The organism is Brevibacillus fortis (genome assembly GCF_046196545.1).
Lineage (GTDB): Bacteria > Bacillota > Bacilli > Brevibacillales > Brevibacillaceae > Brevibacillus > Brevibacillus fortis_A.
The window spans coordinates 5,195,743-5,216,106 of sequence record NZ_CP176370.1; the positions used below are offsets into that span (position 1 = coordinate 5,195,743).

General features: G+C 54.1%; 4 protein-coding genes. All 4 read right to left on the reverse strand.

The genetic code is table 11. The features are described from left to right. Positions 1–2 precede the first annotated feature (2 nt). Genes ACKKE8_RS25360 through ACKKE8_RS25375 form a run of 4 tightly spaced genes read right to left on the reverse strand, consistent with a single transcriptional unit; the run spans position 3 to position 20,357 of the window. A complete protein-coding gene (locus tag ACKKE8_RS25360; RefSeq protein WP_409175457.1) occupies positions 3–1,241 on the reverse strand; it encodes a beta-ketoacyl synthase N-terminal-like domain-containing protein in 1,239 nt (412 codons plus the stop codon). Beyond that, positions 1,219–1,461, reverse strand: a complete 243-nt coding sequence (locus ACKKE8_RS25365; protein WP_106780905.1) for an acyl carrier protein — start codon at positions 1,459–1,461, stop codon at positions 1,219–1,221. Before ACKKE8_RS25365 ends, ACKKE8_RS25360 begins: the two co-directional genes overlap by 23 nt. After that, positions 1,458–14,813, reverse strand: a complete 13,356-nt coding sequence (locus ACKKE8_RS25370) for an SDR family NAD(P)-dependent oxidoreductase (protein WP_409175458.1) — start codon at positions 14,811–14,813, stop codon at positions 1,458–1,460. The genes ACKKE8_RS25365 and ACKKE8_RS25370 overlap by 4 nt, the downstream gene beginning before the upstream one ends. A gap of 18 nt (positions 14,814–14,831) precedes the next feature. Continuing rightward, positions 14,832–20,357 (reverse strand): SDR family NAD(P)-dependent oxidoreductase, encoded by a 5,526-nt coding sequence (locus ACKKE8_RS25375; protein ID WP_409175459.1) that lies wholly within the window; start codon positions 20,355–20,357, stop codon positions 14,832–14,834. Between the last annotated feature and the right edge of the window lie 7 nt (positions 20,358–20,364).

Genomic DNA, 20,364 nt, shown 5'->3' on the forward strand with positions numbered 1-20,364 from the left:
TTTTAAATCTTTTGCAGTGTGACCGCTGTATTCATGCCGCCAAAGCCCATGCTGAGGCATAAAGCACGAGAAATGGAATGCGGGACGAATTGTTCCTTCACCCAATTGAACGACTCGTCAACCGGAAGCTCCAGATTACGCGTCGGATGAAGGCGGGAGTTGCGCATCTGAAGCAATACCGCAATAATTTCCACGGCTCCTGCCGCACTGAGGCCATGGCCTGTTATGGATTTGGTCGCATTGATGTAGGCATGCGACAATCCGCTGTCTTTAAGCGCGCGCAGCTCCGTTTCATCGCCGACCGGGGAGCCCGTCCCATGCGGATTGACGTAGTCGACGTCGGCGGCTGCAATGCCGGCCCGGCGAAGAACTTCGCGGATCACGCGCATTTCTCCCTCGTAGGACGGATTCGGATTTCGGTTGCCGTCCATCGCGATCGCCGTAGCGGTAATGGCCGCATAAGGACGAACCCCTCTCTTACCAGCACAAGACGAGCGCTCAATGACGACAGCAGCGCAGTTTTCCCCGTAGATGAAGCCGTCCCGGCCGCGGTCGAATGGTCGGCAGGCCAGATCCGGTCTGTCGGCATATTGATCGGAGCCCATTGCGCCCAGGCTGCGAAAGGCCGCAAGCTCCATATAGGAAAGGTCGGCCAATGCCCCGACTGCGATACAAGCATCGACTTCCCCGGAGCTAACAGCTTGAACGGCCTGAGCGATAACAGCCTGACCGCTTGCGGATGCGCCTCCCAATGTAAACGCAAATCCGCGAATCCCAAACTGCTCCGTGCAAAGTCCGCATAAATCACTGTCCATGTACGTCATCGCATAAGTGGGCCTCAGAAACGAAGGACGTTCCGAATACGAGGCATAGGCTTGGAGAGCCTCCCGCTGCTGTAAGTTGGAACCGCCGATAATGAGGCCGATACGCTCTGGCTCAACCTGATCCAGAACTGCATCCTCCCAAGCCTCATGCATCGTTGCCATCGCAGCCTGCCCGGAGAAGGAAGCCGTTCGCAGCAGCCGTTTAGAAAGACGTTCCGGCATAACCAGCGATTCGATCTCCGCCCCCAGGAAAGAAGAGCTTCCTTTTTGGCGACCTGGACGGTTCAGCACAGCAAAGGCGTGCCGGCCGTCAAGGAGGGCTGCCGCGAAGGCCGCCTGTCCTTGACCAATGGCCGATGTGATGCCGATGCCTGAGATGACGATATCGTCCGGCCTACAGCTTGCCCAAGAACCCATCGGCCAGTTCCCCTATGCTTGACAATCCAATAAACTGCGATCTCTGATTCTGCAAAAGCGACAAATCCTCCATCACCATCGAAATTAGATCCGCGCGGTCGATGGAGTTCAATCCGAGATCCGAAAGCCGGTCCTCCGGCCTCAGTTCCCGTCCCTCTAATTCGGGGACGATCTCATACAAATTTTTTATGATAAGGGCTGTTATTTCTTGTCTGTTCAATTCCGTTCCTCCTCAAGGATAAGACGACTGACGTAATGGTTAGCCTCATGAATGTCCAGCCTACCGCTTTCTACTTGCTGTAAAATGTCATCCAGCAGAAGCGGAGAACGTACGGTTTCCTGTTCCGGGGAAGCGCCTTGACCCCGGCTCAGCTCGGAACTCAGGTACGCCGCGAACTGTCTGATCGTCGAATAGTCATATATTTTCGTCGCCGTGATGCTCGTGCCGTATTGCTTATTAACCGCCTTGATCCATTCGACGCCGACAATCGAATCAACCCCGATGTCCACGAATTTGATTTCAGGATCAATCTCGTCAGGCTGCATAAACATAGCCTCTGCCATGCTCTGGACCAATTGTTCTTCCAGTACCTCCAAGGAAACACCGTTGTTTGGAGGGGTTGTCCTTTCTTCGGCAGGGTCCTTATGTTCAGCTGCCGTAAGTGCCGCCGTTTGTTTCGGCAACCTGCTTACGTGATCGTAATCGTGTTCTGCTTCTGCTTCCGCTTCGTTCCCAACCGAAGCGGCCTTCTCAGCGATTACGCCGTGCAAATAGGCGGCAAATTCGCTTAAAGTCGAGTAATCGTATATTTTGGTCGCCGTAATGGATACGTCATACTTCTTATTTACTGCTTTGATCCATTCCACGCCGATAATCGAGTCCACGCCGATTTCGACAAACTTTCTCTCTGGGTCCAATTCGGCCCGTTCCATAAACATCGAATCGGCCAAGCTCTCGGCCAGCTGCTCTGTTAACACGTCGAGCGATATGCGCTGCTTCGATACCCCGTCGATCTTCTTCAATTTAATCGGCGGGATTCGCAGCGAGTGTCCACTTCCGTGATCGATTTGATCGGGAATGTTCGATAGCGGCCTTAACGTAATTGTCTCCACCGCTTCCCGGTCCATCGTTCGAGCCTCATGAGTATGAACTTTTGGAACTGGAGCAGGTTCGCTTCCATATGTTCCTGCGGATTGCTGTCCATTGCCGCTAATGTTATACCAGCATTTTTCTTCAGCGAACGGATAGGAAGGCAGGCTAATGCGTCTCGGTGCCGTTTTGCCGTAGACAAGCCGCCAATCGAAATCAATGCCGCTTACCCATAAAGACAGAAGCGGCTCAAACTTCCCAGAAGCAAACCATCCCAGCCAGGTCGACTCATCCGGCGCTCCGGCCTGCAACTCGGACAGTGCCGCGCCTGACTTCACCCTGCCGAGGTGTAGCTTCTCCATTCGGCCGTTCTCGACAATCGCCTGCAACCCGCGTTTCAGCTCCAGAACCGAAGAAACGGTCATAGCCGCTCGTTCTTCCATCGCCTCACGACCCACCTGAAGGGTATAAGCCGCATCAAACAAGTTATCATCCGTAATCTGCCGCATCGCTATTGCATCCAGATAGCGAGAAGCCAATCGTTTCAGTCCCTCTTTGTTCGGCGCGGACAAAACAATCGGAACGGTCCTCCCGTCCCGATCGACCGAATGTACCACTGCGGGCGGATTATATTCTTCCACGATTAAGTGAGCATTGGATCCTCCCGCGCCGAACGAAGAAATGCCCGCTATGCGCAGCATTTCCCGCTTTTCTCCGCCTGCTTCGACGACGGGCCGCTTCCATTCCTCCAGCTTCTGCTGCACCCTAAACGGTGTATCCGGGAAGACGATATTCGGGTTCAGCTTCTCGGAATGAAGCGATGGCCCCAGCTCCCCGTATTTCAACTGCATCAGAACCTTCGTTAAGCCTGCAATTCCCGCTGCACTCTCGCAGTGACCAATGTTGGATTTTACGGAACCGATCGCACAAACGGATGTCGGAAGGGCACTCGTTTTCCATGCATCACTTAAACCTTTTATTTCGATGGGATCACCCAGCGCCGTACCGGTCCCATGCGCTTCGATATAGCTGATCGCGCCCGGATCAATACCCGACTTCCGGATCGCCCGCTCGATCACACTTGCCTGCGCTTTCGGATTCGGAACCGAGTAGCCGTTCGTCTTACCGCCATGGTTGACGGCTGAGCCTTTAATGACGCCGTAGATGCGGTCTTTGTCGGCAATGGCCCGTGACAACGGCTTTAACAGAACGGCGCCGACGCCTTCGCCCGGCACGTAACCGTCGCCTCCCTCGCCGAAGCTCTCGCACCGCCCTTTGCTCGACGCGAATTTTCCTTGCGCAAGCGCCAAGTACTTATTCGGATGAATGGAAAGGTTTACACCCCCTGCTATAGCTGCATCGCATTCTCCATCCCGCAGACTTTGGCAGGCCAAATGTATCGCGGTGAGTGAAGATGAGCACATCGTATCGATAGCCAGGCTTGGTCCATGGAAATTGCAAAAATACGATACGCGGTTCGCAATCGACGAAGCGCTACCCGACAGCGCCATCGGCCGGCCCCGAACCGTTTCTTCCGCACCATAAAGCTGATATTCCTCGTACATGACACCGACGTAAACGCCTACATTACCGCCAAGACCGGACGAATCGAGCTGCTGCAGGTCATGCCTCGTGTATCCGGCATCCTGCAGCAGCTCGTACGTGCACTGTAGAAACAATCGCTCCTGAGGATCCATAAACGCCGCTTCTTTGCGCGAAATGTGAAAGAACAACGGATCGAAACGATCCACCCCGTCCAGGAAGCCTCCCCATTTGGAATAGGTTTTCCCCTGTTTATCATGCTCTGCATCAAAGATCGCCTCATGATTCCAACGGTCTGCCGGGATTTCGGTGATACTGTCGACGCCGTTCCGGATATTGTGCCAAAACGCCTCTACGTCTCTTGCTCCCGGATAGCGTCCGGCCACCCCGATAATCGCGATATCCTCCGACCGCCATTCGGTTGTAGCTCCAGCTCCTACCGATTCAACATCGTTATTACCGGCAGGCGGTTCCACTTTCTCTACAGCACGGCTGTCATGACGCGAAAGCCCAACGCGTTCAGGGATGGACGCTGCCGATCCGAGCGAAGAACCGTCCTCCAAGCCCAATACAGCAGGCAGACGGCCGAGGTGAGCACGCATCAAATAGCCGGCCAGCTCCCTGATCGTCATATATTCAAAGAATAGCGATTTGGACAACGTTCCGAATGATTGCTCCAGACTCGCTGTCAACTGCATGATGGTCACTGAATCGACACCATATTTCTCGAACGGCGTATCCTCATGCATCCGCTGAATGGGCAGCTTAATTATCGCCGATACAAGCGATTTTAAATACGCTATGGTCCTCTGCTCCAGCTCATCCTGCGGAAAGGCAGGAATGCCAGCAGCCTTTACAGGCTGCTGCACGACAGCTGCCGGCCGAGCTTGAGCCTGCGGCGGAGACTGGCTCCCGGCCGTCAAGGCAGCGCGCATGCGGGAAGGATCTCCCGCTATCGTCAGGACATGGTCCGCTGCAGATGCTGCTGCGGCATATAAAGCGTGCAACCCGCCGGCGGTTTCGAGCACAGACATCCCGGTCAGCCTGTTCATCATGGAGAGCGTTTCCTCATCGATCTGCATGCCGCCCTTCTCCCAGAGCGGCCAGGCGATCGAGCAGGCTTTGCCCTTGCGATGTCCTGAAGCCGTAAGATCGTTCCGATGTGCTGCGAACGCGTCCATAAACCCATTGGCGGCTGCATAGTCGGCTTGACCGAAATTGCCCAGCGTTCCGGCAAGAGAGGAATAAAGCAGCATAAAGTCGAGCTCCATATGCCTCGTTGAACGGTCCAGATGAATAAGACCGGCCACTTTAGCTGCGAATACCCGATCGATGTCCATTTCCGTTTTTTTCAAGATGAAGCTGTCCGCTCGAATGCCTGCGCAATGAATGATGCCGGACAAACCGCCATAGCGAGCTTCTATCTGTTCGATTGTTTCTTGTATGGCGGAAGCGTCGCTGATGTCCAAGCTGCGGTACTCTGCATGGGCTCCCACCGCTTTCAACTCGTCAAGATGCTTCTGTATTCCTTCATCATGAACGGAGCGCCCCGTTAGGATCAGGTTCGCACCCCTAGTTCGCGCGGCGGCATCTCGCGCAGCGATCATCCCAAGCTTGCCGCAGCCGCCTGTGATCAGATACGTGCCGTTATGTTTCCAAGGTATCGGAACCCCGTTTTTGAGTCCCATTTCCACAAGCCTTTGAACATACCGATTGCCGGTTTCATAACGAATGACGTCGTCCTCCGGTTCAGACCCATTCTCGTTGATAAGCCCGGCAATGACAGGTCCCGCAGAGTCCTTACCCAGTAAAATCGTCTGCCCGACGACACCGGGATGTTCAAGAGCAGCGGTCTTCAGCATTCCGCTTAATCCAACTATGACACGCTGATTGTCGTTATACGGGAGCACCAATTGAATCAGCGTCCTGCCTTCCGTACCATGAAGTGCGGATTGAAGCTGTTTCAGCATCCGTTTGGCATAAAACGTATAACGCGACGCCAACGTCATACTTTCCAGGCCGTCGCCCAATAGATGAACCTCTGCCCCGCCCCCTTGTTGCATGAGTTGATCCGCAAGCGAGCTGTCCGATCCACCCAACAAGACGATCCGCCTGTTATAAGTCACCGTGTTCTTGCCCGTATGGCAAGGCTTCAGTTCCCATATCGGCTGGAACAAAAGCGTTTCCTTAGGGGTCGCAACAGGTTGATCACGAACCTCTTCACGGTCAATCTGTCTGGACGTCAATCCTCTCATCCGTACACAAACGATTCCGCTGCTGTCGATAAGCTCGATATCCAGCTTGCGGATCGGGCTCTCCGGTAGAAGATCGCTGCTGAACCGGATCCATGCCCACATCTCTCCTGAACATGGGCCAAGGATGTCCAATTCCTCCAGCGCAAAAGGAACGATTGGACTCACGGACTGCGGCTGCCCCTCCATTGCTTCCAGAACTTGACGGGGAAACAAGCCGATCGTTGCCTGGAAGACGGAATCAATCAAACTCGGATGAAGCACATAATCATGCGGCGTTCCAGCTACTTCCGCCGGAACAAACACGTTCGCCAATGCTTGAGCGTTGCCAGTATAGATACTTCTGATCCCTCTGTTGCCGGGTCCATACAGAAGTCCGGCTGATTCGAATGCCCGATAGCACTGCTCGCCTGACAGCTTCGGCCCACTACATTGTGCTCTTATGACTTCAATATCCATAATCGGGCTCACTTCGGGCTCCTGAAGCGATACCGTTGCCGTACAATACAAGGTCTCATTCTCGTCTTCGCCCTGATTGGTAAAGACCTCGCATGCCAATTCTTCGTCTTCCTTACGGAGCCGAATATGCACCTCGGAGGATGCGTCGTTAAGCGGTTTTCTCCATACGATCTGATGAAGACGAGTGCCTGCCGGACTTAACAGCTTTCCGGCTGCAGCCTCAGCGGCTGCGCGAATCATTTCGAGGTAAGCGGCGCCCGGCATGATCTTATTCCCATGAACAACATGATCGCTCAGGAAATGCTCCTTACCGGTAAACAGCGAACTGAAACGCAGCTGCGACACTTCCGATGTATTCCGGTGCAGCAGCGGATGAAGAGGCTTCCCGCCCTCTCCTTCCCGAGCAAATATGATGTCGGTTTCCGGTATCCAGTACCTCTCTTCCGCAAACGGATACGTTGGCAGGCTCATCCGGCGTGGAACCGTATCTTCGTAAAGCAGACGCCAATCGATGTTCAGCCCTTTCACCCACAGACCGAGGATCTTCCCGAATTTCCCTTTTCTCATCCATGCCTTGAATGTCTCCGATAAATCCTCGTCTGTCCGCCACATTTGCATCAGTTCATTGGTCTGGATGTGACCGCGGAAAACGTTGTCCCTTTCTTCGCGATCCGCTAAATAAGCAAGCAGCTTATTCTCCAGCTCTTCGATCGAACCGACGAGCATCGCCAGCCGTTCCTCCATCGCTTCCCGGCCCACTTGGAGGGTGTAGGCCAGATTCTCCAGGTTTGTGTGTTCACAGCCTTGATCGCGTATGAAGGACAAGAGACGCTGCGCAACGAGCTGTAGACGCTCTTCGTCACGCGCTGAAAGTACAATGATAGCCGGATCGTGCCTATGGTAAGTCTGCTTTTCTCCTGTCACATGTTCTTCTGAAATATATTCTTCGATGACGAGATGCCCGTTGGAGCCTCCCGCGCCAAAGGAAGAGAGTCCGGCGATTCTCGGAAGTTCCCTTGCGAACCCGTCTATGGTCAGAACAGGTCGGTTCCAGGCATCCAGCGTCCGCTGTACCACAAATGGTGATTGCTCGAAATCGATGTTTGGATTGAGCTCCTCCGCATGCAGAGAAGGCGCCAGTTGACCGTATTTCATCTGAAGCAATACCTTCGTCAAACCGGCAATGCCTGCTGCGCTTTCGCAATGGCCGATGTTCGATTTGGCCGAGCCGATCGCACAAAAGCGAACATCGGCTGTATGGGCGCGGAAGGAATGGCTCAAGCCCGCGATTTCAATCGGATCGCCAAGCGAGGTGCCCGTGCCGTGCGCTTCGATATAGCTAATCGTTCGCGGATCAATACCGGCATCCTTGATTGCCTCGCCAATGACATCGGCCTGCGCAGCCGGACTGGGTACCGAATAGCCGTTTGTTTTGCCACCGTGGTTGATGGCCGTTCCCTTGATAATGCCATAAATGTGATCGCCGTCCGCAATTGCATCTTCGAGCGGTTTCAGCACAACTGCACCTACCCCTTCGCCGGGTACGTAACCGTCGCCGTCTTTCCCGAAGCTTTCGCAACGGCCTTTGCTGGAAGCGAATTTGCCTTGGGAAAGGAAAATGTATTTATTCGGGTGGACGGATACGTTGACGCCGCCGGCCACGGCAACACGGCTTTCCCCTTGCCGCAAGCTTTGGCATGCCAGATGAATGGCTGTTAGCGACGAGGAACACATCGTGTCCACCGCCATGCTTGGTCCTTTGAAATCGCAGAAGTAAGAGACCCGGTTTGCGACAGACGATGGATTACCGGATAGTGCGATTGGCTTCCCTCGGGCAGTCAACTCCGCGCCGTATAGCTGATATTCCTCGTTCATGACGCCAACGAATACGCCAACCCGCTTCGTTTTCCCTTGCCCCTCGGCAGCGAGCGTTTCCCGTGTATATCCGGCGTCTTCGATCGCTTCATAGACGCTTTGCAGAAACAATCTTTCCTGCGGGTCCATGATCTCGGCTTCACGCGGCGATATATTAAAGAACAACGGATCGAAGCGGTCGACGCCCTCCACAAATCCGCCCCACTTCGTATACACCTTGCCCGGCTTGCTCTTATCCGGGTCATAGTAGATGCTGTGATCCCAGCGGTCGGGCGGAATTTCGCTTATGCAGTCCTGACCGTCACGAAGCTTCTCCCAAAATTGTTCAACATTTTTAGCGCCCGGATAACGGCCGGCTATGCCGATGATCGCAATATCGTGTATACGACTTCCGTCCCGTGCTTCTGTCGACCGCTTGGACATCGGGCGTGCAGCTTTGCGGCCTGCTTTCTTTGGCTTCGATAATACGGTAATAGAACTCATCGAATTATCCGCCGCCATTTTAGCGCCAACTAACTCGGCCAAACGGAAACGATGATGTTCGATGAAAAAAGCCGCCAGTCGACCGATGTTCGGGTATTCGAAAAACAATGTTTTCGACAGGGAGCCGAAGGATGCTTCCAGCCGGCTGGTGATTTGCATCACCATGACGGAATCGAGGCCGTACGTTTCCATCGGAGCTTCCGGGTCCATCCGGCTGGCGGGCGTGCCGGCCACGGAGGATATCAAATTCGTCAAGTACGCGACCGCTTTCTCCTGAAGCGCATCGCTTTGATCCCAAGCGAACGGCTCTTTTATGCCGCTTTCGAAAGCCTGCGCCTTCCCTTCGTTCTGTGCCATCCGCATAAAGGAACGTAACGTTTCTTTCTCACCATCGATAACGGTGATTTGCGATTTTCCAGTAGCCAAAGCCATGTAAAACGCTTGAATACCCGTGCTGCTTGCCATTGCCCGCATGCCGCTCTTTTGCTTCAACAGCTTCGCCGTCTCGGCATGAACCTGCATGCCGCCTTCTTGCCACAGTGGCCAACAAATCGACAATGTGCGGCCATGCCGTTGTCCGGCTCCCGCTAACTCGTTACGGTAGGCAGCAAAACGATTCAGAAAAGCGTTGGCGGCCGCATAATCAGCCTGAGCGGGATTACCTATTACACCTGCTAAAGCCGAGAAAAGCAGGAAGAAATCCAACGGAATATGGCGAGTCGCATCATCCAGATAGATCGTTCCGGATACTTTTGGCCGAAGGACCTGCTGAAGTTCAACAGCGGACTTCTTCTTCAAATACGCATCTTGAATAACACCGGCGCCGTGCAGGATCCCGTTCAATGTACCGTATTTGCGGCAAATCTCTTGGATCAGCGTTTCCACCGCCTCCAGGCTACCGACATCCGTTTGCCTGTATTCCACCTTCAGCCCTCGATTGGTTAATTGCTCTATTCGTTCACGCTTGTTTTGGTCCAGCGCTGATCGTCCCGCTAGGATCACGGCAGCGCCACGGGTCCTTCGCGCAATTTCTTCCGCAAACAGCACGCCAAGCCCGCCTGTTCCCCCGGTTATGAGGTAAACGCCGCCATCCTTCCAAGGAACGACTGCAGACGGCTCGGGAACCGTACGCATCTCGCGCCAGCGCAGAGTGCTCTGCTGCTCCCTATTCAATCGGATGTGCTGCAATTCTGGGTGCTTTGCGTACGCCGCTAGTAATTGGGCGAGGTGCTGCTCACTCGACTGAGCTTCAAGCTCGATCAGCTGGGCGGCTATTCTCGGCTCTTCCATGGCCGCTGTTTTGAGCATTCCCGACAACCCCGCAGCCAATTGCTGTTGATCGGTATGGCCGATAAGCAGCTGTATAATAGTGGAACGGTTATCCTGCAGCACTTCCTGTACGATACCGAGCAGCTGTTCTGCATAAGCATGGTAACGCAGGTCGATCTTATCCTGATGTTCGGTCTGCAGGGCGATGCACCGGACGTCATCCTCCTGTCCTTCGATTTCTTCCAGAGCGAAGGCACAGTCTTCAGTAGCGACGACAATTCGGCGCTCATATCGGTGCACAGCTTCGTTTGTACCTATAGAGTCCTCCGGCGTTTCCCATATCGGCTCGAACAACAACACCCCCTCGTCCGAGTGTGCGTTTGCTTGTACCGGGCGGGCAGCATACCCTTTGATCCGTACGCATAAACGGCCCTGAGCGTCAACCAAATCGATATCAATCTTCTTAATGCCGCCACGCATCCCCGAGTCGTGGCTGAATCGCAAATACGCCCACATCTCGGCATCCATGGCATGTACGATATCGAGCGTTTCAATAGCGAAGGGCAGAAGCGGGCTTAAACGAAGACTGCCATCCAATGGGCTTACGTTATTTTCTCCGATTACAAGACCAGCCATCGATTGGAGTGCGGCATCCAGCAGACCGGGATGCATCGTAAAAGGCTCCACGCTTCCTCGATCAGCAGGCATCGACAGCTTCGCCAGCGCAGCCTGTTCTCCAATATGAAGCTGCTCGATGCCCGTGTGGGTGATGCCGTAATGAAAGCCGATCTGTGCAAACGCCTCGTAGCATGCTTCCGACGAAACCGTATGACGGCATGCCGCTTGCACCTCCCGCACATTCAGTCGCTCCTCCGGCGTGGCGGCCATCCACCTTCCCGAACCTTGAAAATGAACAACCGCTTCTTCCCTGTCTTTATCCCCCGACAAGCTGTATACCTCGAACGTAATTTCCTCATTCTCTCCGGAAGCGAGCGCGATGTGAAGGACAACCGGTTCATCCCGTGCAATGAGGGGCTGTACCCATCCAACATGCTTCAACTGCAGGATTCGTCCGTCGTTAGCAGCCGATTCAGTAGCAAGCCGTACGGCTGCATGAGCCATTTCCAAGTAAGCGGAGCCGGGAAAAATCTGCTGGCCGTTTAGCACATGGTCCGTGAAGAAGGGCTCATCGCCCGTGAATACGGAGCTGTACCGCTGCTCCGTAAGCGTCGACGTATTGCGGTGCACCAGCGGATGAAGAACTTCCGATTGCTGCCGTTCATCCCGCTTCACCGGCTCACTTACTCCGCTAAGCGGCACCCAAAATCTCTCCCGTGCAAAGGGATACACCGGCAATGAAATCCGTCTGTATTGACTGGCTGTAAACAGCTCGTCATACGCCAGCTCATAGCCTTGCTGATACAAGCGGGCAATCCTTTCTAACATCTCCGGCTTATCGAGCTCCGAATTACGCCATTCCATGATGCACGCCAGACCCTCGTTCTTCTTGATCGTATCCTCCTGCCGTTCCCATTCGTGCACGACCGACGCTAAGAGGCCCGGCGCGCTCCCCTCAAGGAGCCAGCGGTTCAGCACAGCGACAAGGGCAGTCACATCCTCAATGATACAGGCCAGCCGATGCGGCAAATGCTTACGTCCAATCAGCAGCGTATAGCTCATATCCCCGACATCCGCTTCGGGATGCTTGCCGCAGTAAGCGATAAGCTGCTCCGCCTGCTGACGCAGCTGCGCGTCGGACTGCGCCGACAGCACCAACAGATGACTGCGCGTTGGCCTTGTCTGACGATCTATCGTCGGCGCTTCCTGAAGGACCATGTGCACATTCGTCCCGCTGAAGCCGAATGAACTGATCGCCGCGAACCGGCTTTCACCCGACTCAGCTGGCCATTCCTTGAGGTGGGTGTTGACGTAGAAGGGGCTTCCTTCCATTCGGATATTCGCATTACCCTTCTGATAATGAAGGGATGGCGGAAGCTTTTTATATTTCAATGACAACATCAGCTTGATCAACCCCGCGATGCCCGCTGCAGCAATCGTATGGCCAATCGTTGTCTTGATAGAGCCGATCGCACAGTATTCCGTTTTGCCTGTGTAATGTCTAAATGCGCGCGTCAACGCCTCATGCTCGATGGGGTCGCCAAGCTTAGTACCGGTGCCGTGTGCTTCTACCAGTTGAATGCGCCCGGGATCGATGCCGAATTGTTCATACACTTCGCGCTCGAGCTCTTCCTGTGCAGCACCGCTCGGAGCCGTAATCCCGTTGGTCGTGCCGTCCTGGTTCATGCCCGATCCGGCAATGACACCGTAGATATGGTCGCCGTCAGCAACCGCATCGCTTAACCGTTTGAGAACAACCGCACCGACACCCTCGCCCGGCACAAAACCGTCCGCCCGTTCATCAAACGTATAACAGCGTCCAGAAGCAGACAGCATGCCTGCCCTCTGTGCACTGTCGTGGAAAGCCGGGGTAGACTGAATGAACACACCCCCGGCCAAGCTCATATCTGTCTCCTGCGCCCACAGTCCCTGACATGCAAGATGAACGGATACGAGTGAGCTGGAGCAGGCGGTATCGACTGCTATCGCCGGGCCTCTCAGGTTCAAATAATACGAAATTCGAGCAGCTACGATAGAACCGGCATTTCCCCACATCGCCTGCGCCGGGGGATTGTCGCCGATCAGCTGCATATAATCGCCGACATTGTACCCGACATAAACGCCGCACCGGCGGCCTTCCATTGCTGATCCGGCATAGCCGGCGTCCTCCAGCGCTTTCCAGGACTCCTCCAGAAACAACCGCTGCTGAGGGTCCATGTAAACCGCTTCCGTTCCCGAAATATGGAAAAAGTACGGGTCGAATTGGTCATAATCGTCAAGTAAGCTGCCATAGCGAACGATATTGGAGTCCGACTGTTTCCATCGCGTGATTTCCCCGACCAAATCCGTTCCACTGGCCAAATGCTCCCATAATTCTTCAATGCTACGGGATTTGGCAAACCTTCCGCTTATGCCGATGATGGCAATCGGCTCCTTAGGAGCCGGGCCTTGGGCTCGTGCATCCGCTTTCTGGAACGCAGAGGGCGATTCGACTTCGTTCGGCCTAACAGCCGCCTGCGGCGCTATGCGGTCCGCAGCTCCGAAGACTCGGGAAACGGCTTCGCCGTGCTCAGCTAGCAAATAGCCTGTAAACTGATTAATCGAGCTGTATGTAAACAGAACGGTCGTCGGTAGCTCCAGTCCAAGTTCCCCATTAACCAATTGGATTAAGTGAACGCCCGTAATGGAATCCAACCCGTAATCGGCAAAAGCATGGTTCGGAGCGATCTGATCAAGGTCAACCTTAAGCGCTGTCGAGATGTGCTTTCTAAGCATGCGCTTGACAGCTTGCACGTATCTGTCATTGTCCTGAGGAGTCCAATCCGCTTTCGGTTCCACTTTTCCGGTATCATCTGCCGTTGTGGAGACAATCATCCCCGCAGCGGTATCCATAGTCGACCCGGTTTGTTTTGCTGACGATGTGCCGGATTTTCGGACAACGCCATCGCTCTGGCAAGCGATAATTTGCTGTCCCAAGCTCCGGGCTTCCTGCGCCGGGAAATAAACCGACCGGAATCCCTCCTGCTCCAAAACTTTCGTCCAGGTCTCCGAAGTTAAGGCGGGCGAACCCGGAATGCGCAGCCAGTCGTCCTCATAGAGCCACCAGCCATCCAGAAGACCGAATGTCAGGTGAGCGAAGAGTGTGTTGTGGCTCATCTCATTTAGCAGCAATAAACCATTTTTTTTCAGTGCAGATTTAACGGTGCGGAGCGTGAGCCGAATATTTTTTGTCGCATGCAGCACGTTTGACGCGATGACCATATCGAAAGTGCCGGATGAAATCCCCTGTTCCGCCAAGGGCTCTTCAACGTTCACGATCCGGCAGCTTAAATAGGGAACTGCCGGTCCGTATTGTTCTTGTGCATGGATAAGAAATGCTTTCGATAAGTCGCTGTAAACGTACTCCTCGATCTGTTCCCGATAAGGCTCCAGCTTGCGGAAGACCATCTCGCTCGTACCGCCCGTTCCCGCTCCCAGCTCAAGAATGCGGATCCGTTGCCCTTGACCCAGACTTTTTGCATATGCAGCCGCTGTATTGGCCAACACCTCGTTAAAATAATCCGATACCAAATTATGTTTATAGATGCCTTCGACAAGCTTCATCGAGCCGTTTGGAAACAGAACGTCAGTGGCGGCGGTCCGGCCGGTCAATATCGCCGGAAGCGCCCGAAGTGCTGTTTCCAACAGGTTGACTTGGGCATGTAAATTAGGATTGTGCAGCCATTCCTTCTTGGCGGCCGCCCACTCTTCCCACACCTCGTTCAGATGAACAGGAGAAGATGCTTTCGCAAGGCCCTGTCCTTGTGGCAGCCTGATATACCCCTGTTCGGTCAGCTTTGTCAGGCTCTCTTCAAGCCAGCTTCCGTAGCGCGAATGCACCTTGGCCTTCAGAGCGTCCAGGTCAAACGAATGCTGTGTAAACTGTCCGAGTTCCCACAGCTGCCCCCACAGCAATTTATAGGTTAACGCGTTTAATTGATCCAAGACGAACAGGCCCCTTTCTTATGACGTGATTTCCGATCGTCCGACAAAACGGGACACAGCTTGTGCCATCTGGTTCAACGTCGTCCAATCTGTGAAAGCCTGCATTTCCGCTTCCACCATGAAGCGTCTGTTAAGCTTGCTTAAAAGCTCGGCCAGCTGGACCGTATCCAATCCGTATTCCGCAAACTCAGCGTTCGGGTCGATTTCGTCGGGATGGACATCCAACAAACGGGCCGCTTCCCCGATCAAATCATGCAAAATCAGTTCGGCTTGACCGGACGGCCCAACCGGTTGGCCTCGTTCTATGTTCATACCAGCAATGAGATCAGGAAGTGCCGGCAGCTCCACCATTGACCTGTAATCGCCGCTGAAGCCCGGAGTGTCGAACATGACGTCTATTAGCCTCTCCGAAGCAAAGCCTGCTTCCAGGACACTCTTCGAGGCTTTAATAAATGCCATCTGCTCGATCGGACTTGCAAGCAGCGCCTCCAACGCCTCCATCGCATCGGAAGGCGTTATCGAACCGATGCCGTCAAGTGCCATTCTTGCCTGGTATTCGTCCGAAGCGACAATGCCCGCACTTCCCCAGTAGCCCCAATTCATGATCTTCACCGCACACGGCCAGTCACGGGCCAAACGGATCGCGAAGGCATCCTTAAACGTGCAGCCAGCTGCATAATTGCTTTGACCCGCCCTTCTGGCGAAGGACATCATGCCTGAGAAAAACAAAACAAAATCAAGCGGCTCTCTGCGGAATATTTGCGCGAGCCGTACACTGACGTCAATCTTGGCTCCCAGCCCTGCCCGGAAGTCGTCCTCCTGCATATTAGCGAGGCTTTGGTCGCGCAGGACGATTGCAGCATGAACGACACCATGAATGGCGCCGAAACGTGCTTTGATGACCTGATAAGCATGATCCAGCGCTTGGGTATCCGCTGCGTCCGCCTCTATATAGAATGGCTTTGGCCCCGTAGTGGACACCCGTTCGATTGACGCGCTGATCGACTCATCCTGCCTGCGGCGTCCAAGCCAGACTATCTGGGCCTGATAGCGGCGGATCATGTACGCCGTCCAGACTTCACCAATACCTCCGGCCCCGCCAATAACGACATAGACGCCGCCTTTCCGGTAACCGTTGTGCTGCATGCCAGAGGCGATATTCACGGGAGCCAGTCTTTGACACAGCCATTCCCGTCCCCTTAAGCACCACGTGTTTCCTTCCGTATCGGGAGGAAGCGTCAACAGCGTTTCAATTGAAGTCTCCCAGCCCGGCTCCAAATCCAGTAAACGAATCTGCCAATTGGGATATTCTTTTGTAAGCGCACCTATCAGTCCATGCACACTCGCATGAACGGGATTTATCCTGTCTCCCGTGTATGCCCGCTGGGTTTGGAAGGTGAGGACATCGACACTCAGCCTTTTCCCGCCATATCCGGCGTGCAGCAGCGCCTTGATCAAGCGGAATAGCGACAGGACACCAACCTCTTGCTTGGCAAGGAGTGAATCGTCATGAAGCAAAAATTCGGAAGGCGGCGCAAGCCAAAATAAATGATCGATGACACCGAATCGTGCCAGCACCATAGCGATCTGCTCGATATCATCCTCTTCGCCCACGTTGACTGTAAAGGCGTTCGGATAATGAACCAAGAGAGCATCCCGGCTTTCAGCCGTTCCTCCGATGATCACAACGCTTCGGCTGTTCGCTCTGGGGTACGAAGGCCTGGATTCGACAGGCACAGGCTCCCAAACAGGTGTAAGCAAAACATGTTCAAACGCTTCCGGACGGTTCTCCGGTTCGCGGATAAAGCGCTGCTTCTCAGCTACCAAGTCTGGACTAGCTTCAGCTTCCTTCCGCTTGCCACTGCCCGGCAGCCAGTACGTTTTGCGTTCAAAAGGATAACCCGGCAAACTCACTCGCCTAGCTGGCTTGTTCTCATACATCCGGCTCCAGTCTACCTTTAGACCCTTCACCCATAATGCCCCAAGCCTGTCAATATTCCGGAGCTCGATCCACCGGTTTACACGGCTTGTAAGATCGTCATCCGCTCCGATTGAGGCCAACTGATCCTTATCTGATTTCGCATGGCCGCGGTATATCGATCCGTCATCCGACGTCTTATTCAAAAAACTTCGTAAGCGAAGGGATAACTCTTCCATCGAAGCCGCGGTAAAAGCAAGCCTTTCATCCATCGCCTCGCGACCGATCTGAAGCGTATAAGCGATTTCCGCCAATTCCGCATCCGCCAATGATCCGCTGTCCAAAGCCGAAAGCAGTCTCTCCGCCTGAATACGCAGCCGCTGCTCGTTGGCGGCCGACAGCAAAATAAGCACCTCTTCACTAGCGGATGTTTCTTTTCGGGCTTCACTCACAGGCGGAATATACTCCTCGAGCACAATATGCGCATTGGCGCCGCCTGCGCCAAAGGAAGAAATGCCCGCAATTCTCGGATACTCTTCCTCTCTGCCGTTCAGGCGAACGACGGGTCTATCCCAATCTGCCAGCTCCTGCTGGACCATAAAAGGCGTGTTTTTCATCGGAATATTCGGATTTAGCGTACGCGCATGCAAGCTCGGCACGAGCTTCCGATGCTTCATTTGCAGCACGATTTTCGTTACGCCGGCCACACCAGCCGCCGCCTCAAGATGACCGATATTCGATTTGACCGAACCGATCGCGCAGTATTGGTTATCCTGCGTATCTTGGCGGAACGCTTGCGTCAGCCCGGTAATTTCGATCGGATCGCCCAGCTTAGTGCCCGTACCGTGCGCTTCGATATAGCTTACGGTTCTGCTGTGAATGCCGGCTTTGTCGAGCGCTTGCCGGATCAGCTGTCCCTGGGCATTCGGATTTGGAACGGTGTAGCCATTTGTTTTGCCGCCATGATTCACGCTGGTGGCTCTGATCACGGCATGAATCCGGTCACCGTCGGCAATGGCTTGCGACAGCCGTTTCAGCAGCAAAACACCTACCCCTTCTCCCGGAACGAAGCCGCTGCCGCCACTGCCGAAGCTTCTGCATTTGCCGTCGGTGGACAACATCCCATGAGCGCTAAGCTCGATATAATTAGACGGATGAAGATATAAGTTGACGCCTCCGGCGATTGCCAATTCGCATTCCCCGCGCAAAATATGCTCGCAAGCTTCATGAATAGCGGTTAACGAAGAGGAGCACATCGTATCGATCGGCATGCTCGGACCATTGAAGTCAAACAAGTACGAAACTCGATTGGCCACGGAGCTAAAAGACGTAAAGGGAAGCATGCGCTCTCCCTGTTTTTTGAACTCAGGCCCGTATAGATTAAACCCTGTTTTCGTTATTCCGGCGAAAACGCCGACTCGGCCGCCGTACTGCGAAGCCAGATGCTCTCTCGTGCAGCCAGCATCCTCAAGCGCATGCCAGCAGCTTTCGAGAAAGAGCCGTTCCTGAGGGTCCATGCAGGACGCCTCCAGCGGCGATATTTTAAAGAAGAGCGGATCAAAGCTTGTCGCATGCTCCAGAAATCCGCCCCACTTGCTATAGCTTTTGCCCTCGGAGAGCGCAATCTCCGAATTGGGCTCATAGAAACCTTCGACCGACCAACGGTCCTCAGGAATTTCGGTTATGCAGTCCATGCCTGCGGCAAGATTTCGCCAGAACGCGTCCAAATCTTCGGCCTGCGGATATCTGCCGCTCATCCCGATAATCGCGATCGGTTCCTTCTCTGCCGGCTGACCGCTCTTGCCGGCAATGCCGACCGATCTGCTGACCGTTTGATCACTTTCACCGATCGGTGACAACCGGGGCGTCACACCGGAGGACAAAGCTGCCGCCGCGTCATTTTTCTCCTGTGTATCTCTCTCGGCCAGTCCAATCCTATTGAGACATTGATGCGGATACGTTGCTCTCAAATAATCGGCTACGCCTCTTAGTGTCTTGAATTCGTAAAACAGCGTTTTGGAAAGCTCACCGAAGTCATTCGCGAGATTGCGGTTCAACTCGGTAATCATAATCGAATCGATGCCATACGTTTCCAACGGTTCATCCGGATCAATGCTGTCCGGATTGAGCCTCGTATAGCCCGAGAACAAATGAATCAGCCGTTTCAGGGTCCGCTTGTCCAAGTTTGGATCCAGACTGACTCCTTCGACAAGATCAGCCGAAGAGCGGCTTCGGTCATTTTCTACAAAACGGGTTAGCTTAGCACCAGCACCGTAGAGTACCATGGCTCGGCTCCCTCCGCTTGCAAGCGCAGCGTAGAATGCACGGATGCCGATCGTTCCCGGCATCGCCGCCATCCCGGTCTCACGTTCCAATGCTTCCTCGGCTCCGGGTTCGAGCTGCATCCCGTTCGATCTCCAGAGCGGCCAGTTAATTGCGATCATTCCTGACCTGTTGCGGTCCGTCTGTTGTCTCCATACGGTATAAGCATCCATAAAGCCATTCGCCGCTGCATAGTCTGCTTGGCCGGCATTGCCATATACACCGGCTACGGATGAGAAGACGGCAAACACGTCCAGCTTGATATCCTTGCTAGACCGGTCCAAATGGACGAGTCCCTTCACCTTCGGACCGAGCACCTCGATAACCTGATCACGCGTTTTGCGGTACAAATATTCATCGCGGATGATACCTGCCGCATGTAGAATCCCATTCAAGCCGCCATATTGATGCCGAATTGCATCGATCAATGCAGCAACTTGACGTTCTTCGCTTAGATCAACTTGCCTATATTCAACCTTAGCGCCAAGAGCCGCCATCCGTTCGATTCGGCCGGATGCTTCGTCATTCAGCGTTGCCGATCTTCCGATTAGTATAAGAACAGGCAGGCTCACCTGCCTTGCGATTTCCTCAGCAAATAACAGGCCGAGTGCGCCCGCTCCGCCTGTTATTAAATAGATGCCGCGGTCTTTCCATGGCATTCGCACCTGCTCCTGCAGGATCGTCTCCTTCTTCCACACGAAGCGGTAGCAGCGACCGTGCCGGGATTGGACAGCACTTGTGCTGCCGCCCCCCCAAGCACCTGCCTCGAGCGCACCGACAATATCTCCCTTACCATTTTCCGACCATTCGAGACATTCTACCGTGAGCTTCGGATTTTCTGCACATGCGGTTAACAGTAAGCTGTATAATCCGACAAGCCATGGCGACTCCTCTTTATTTGCGATGAAAAGCTGCACAAGCGTTTCCCGGCCGGTGTGATTATGCAGAAGGCGCTGGAGGCGGTCGACGATTTGGAGTGTATAAGCCTCATACCGCTGCTCGATCGGCTGCTCTGAGAATTCAAGAACAAGCCATTCGGCTTTGCCTGTCATGCATTCTAATTTATCTGCGCGGACCTCGATCGACTCGCCAAATATGATCAATCGGTCCTGATTGAGCCCAGGGGGGTCCGATGGAAGCTTTGCAGTTTCCTCTTCGGACGGCCGAAAAAGCAGCACGCCGTATTCATCATTTGCCTCGGATGGGGCGCTCTGCTTATACTTGTTCAACATTCGAAGGGCCTCCGGCTTGGACAGACGGCCCTCTTGGACTCCACTCAACACATCTTGCAAAAAATCTCTCATATTGACC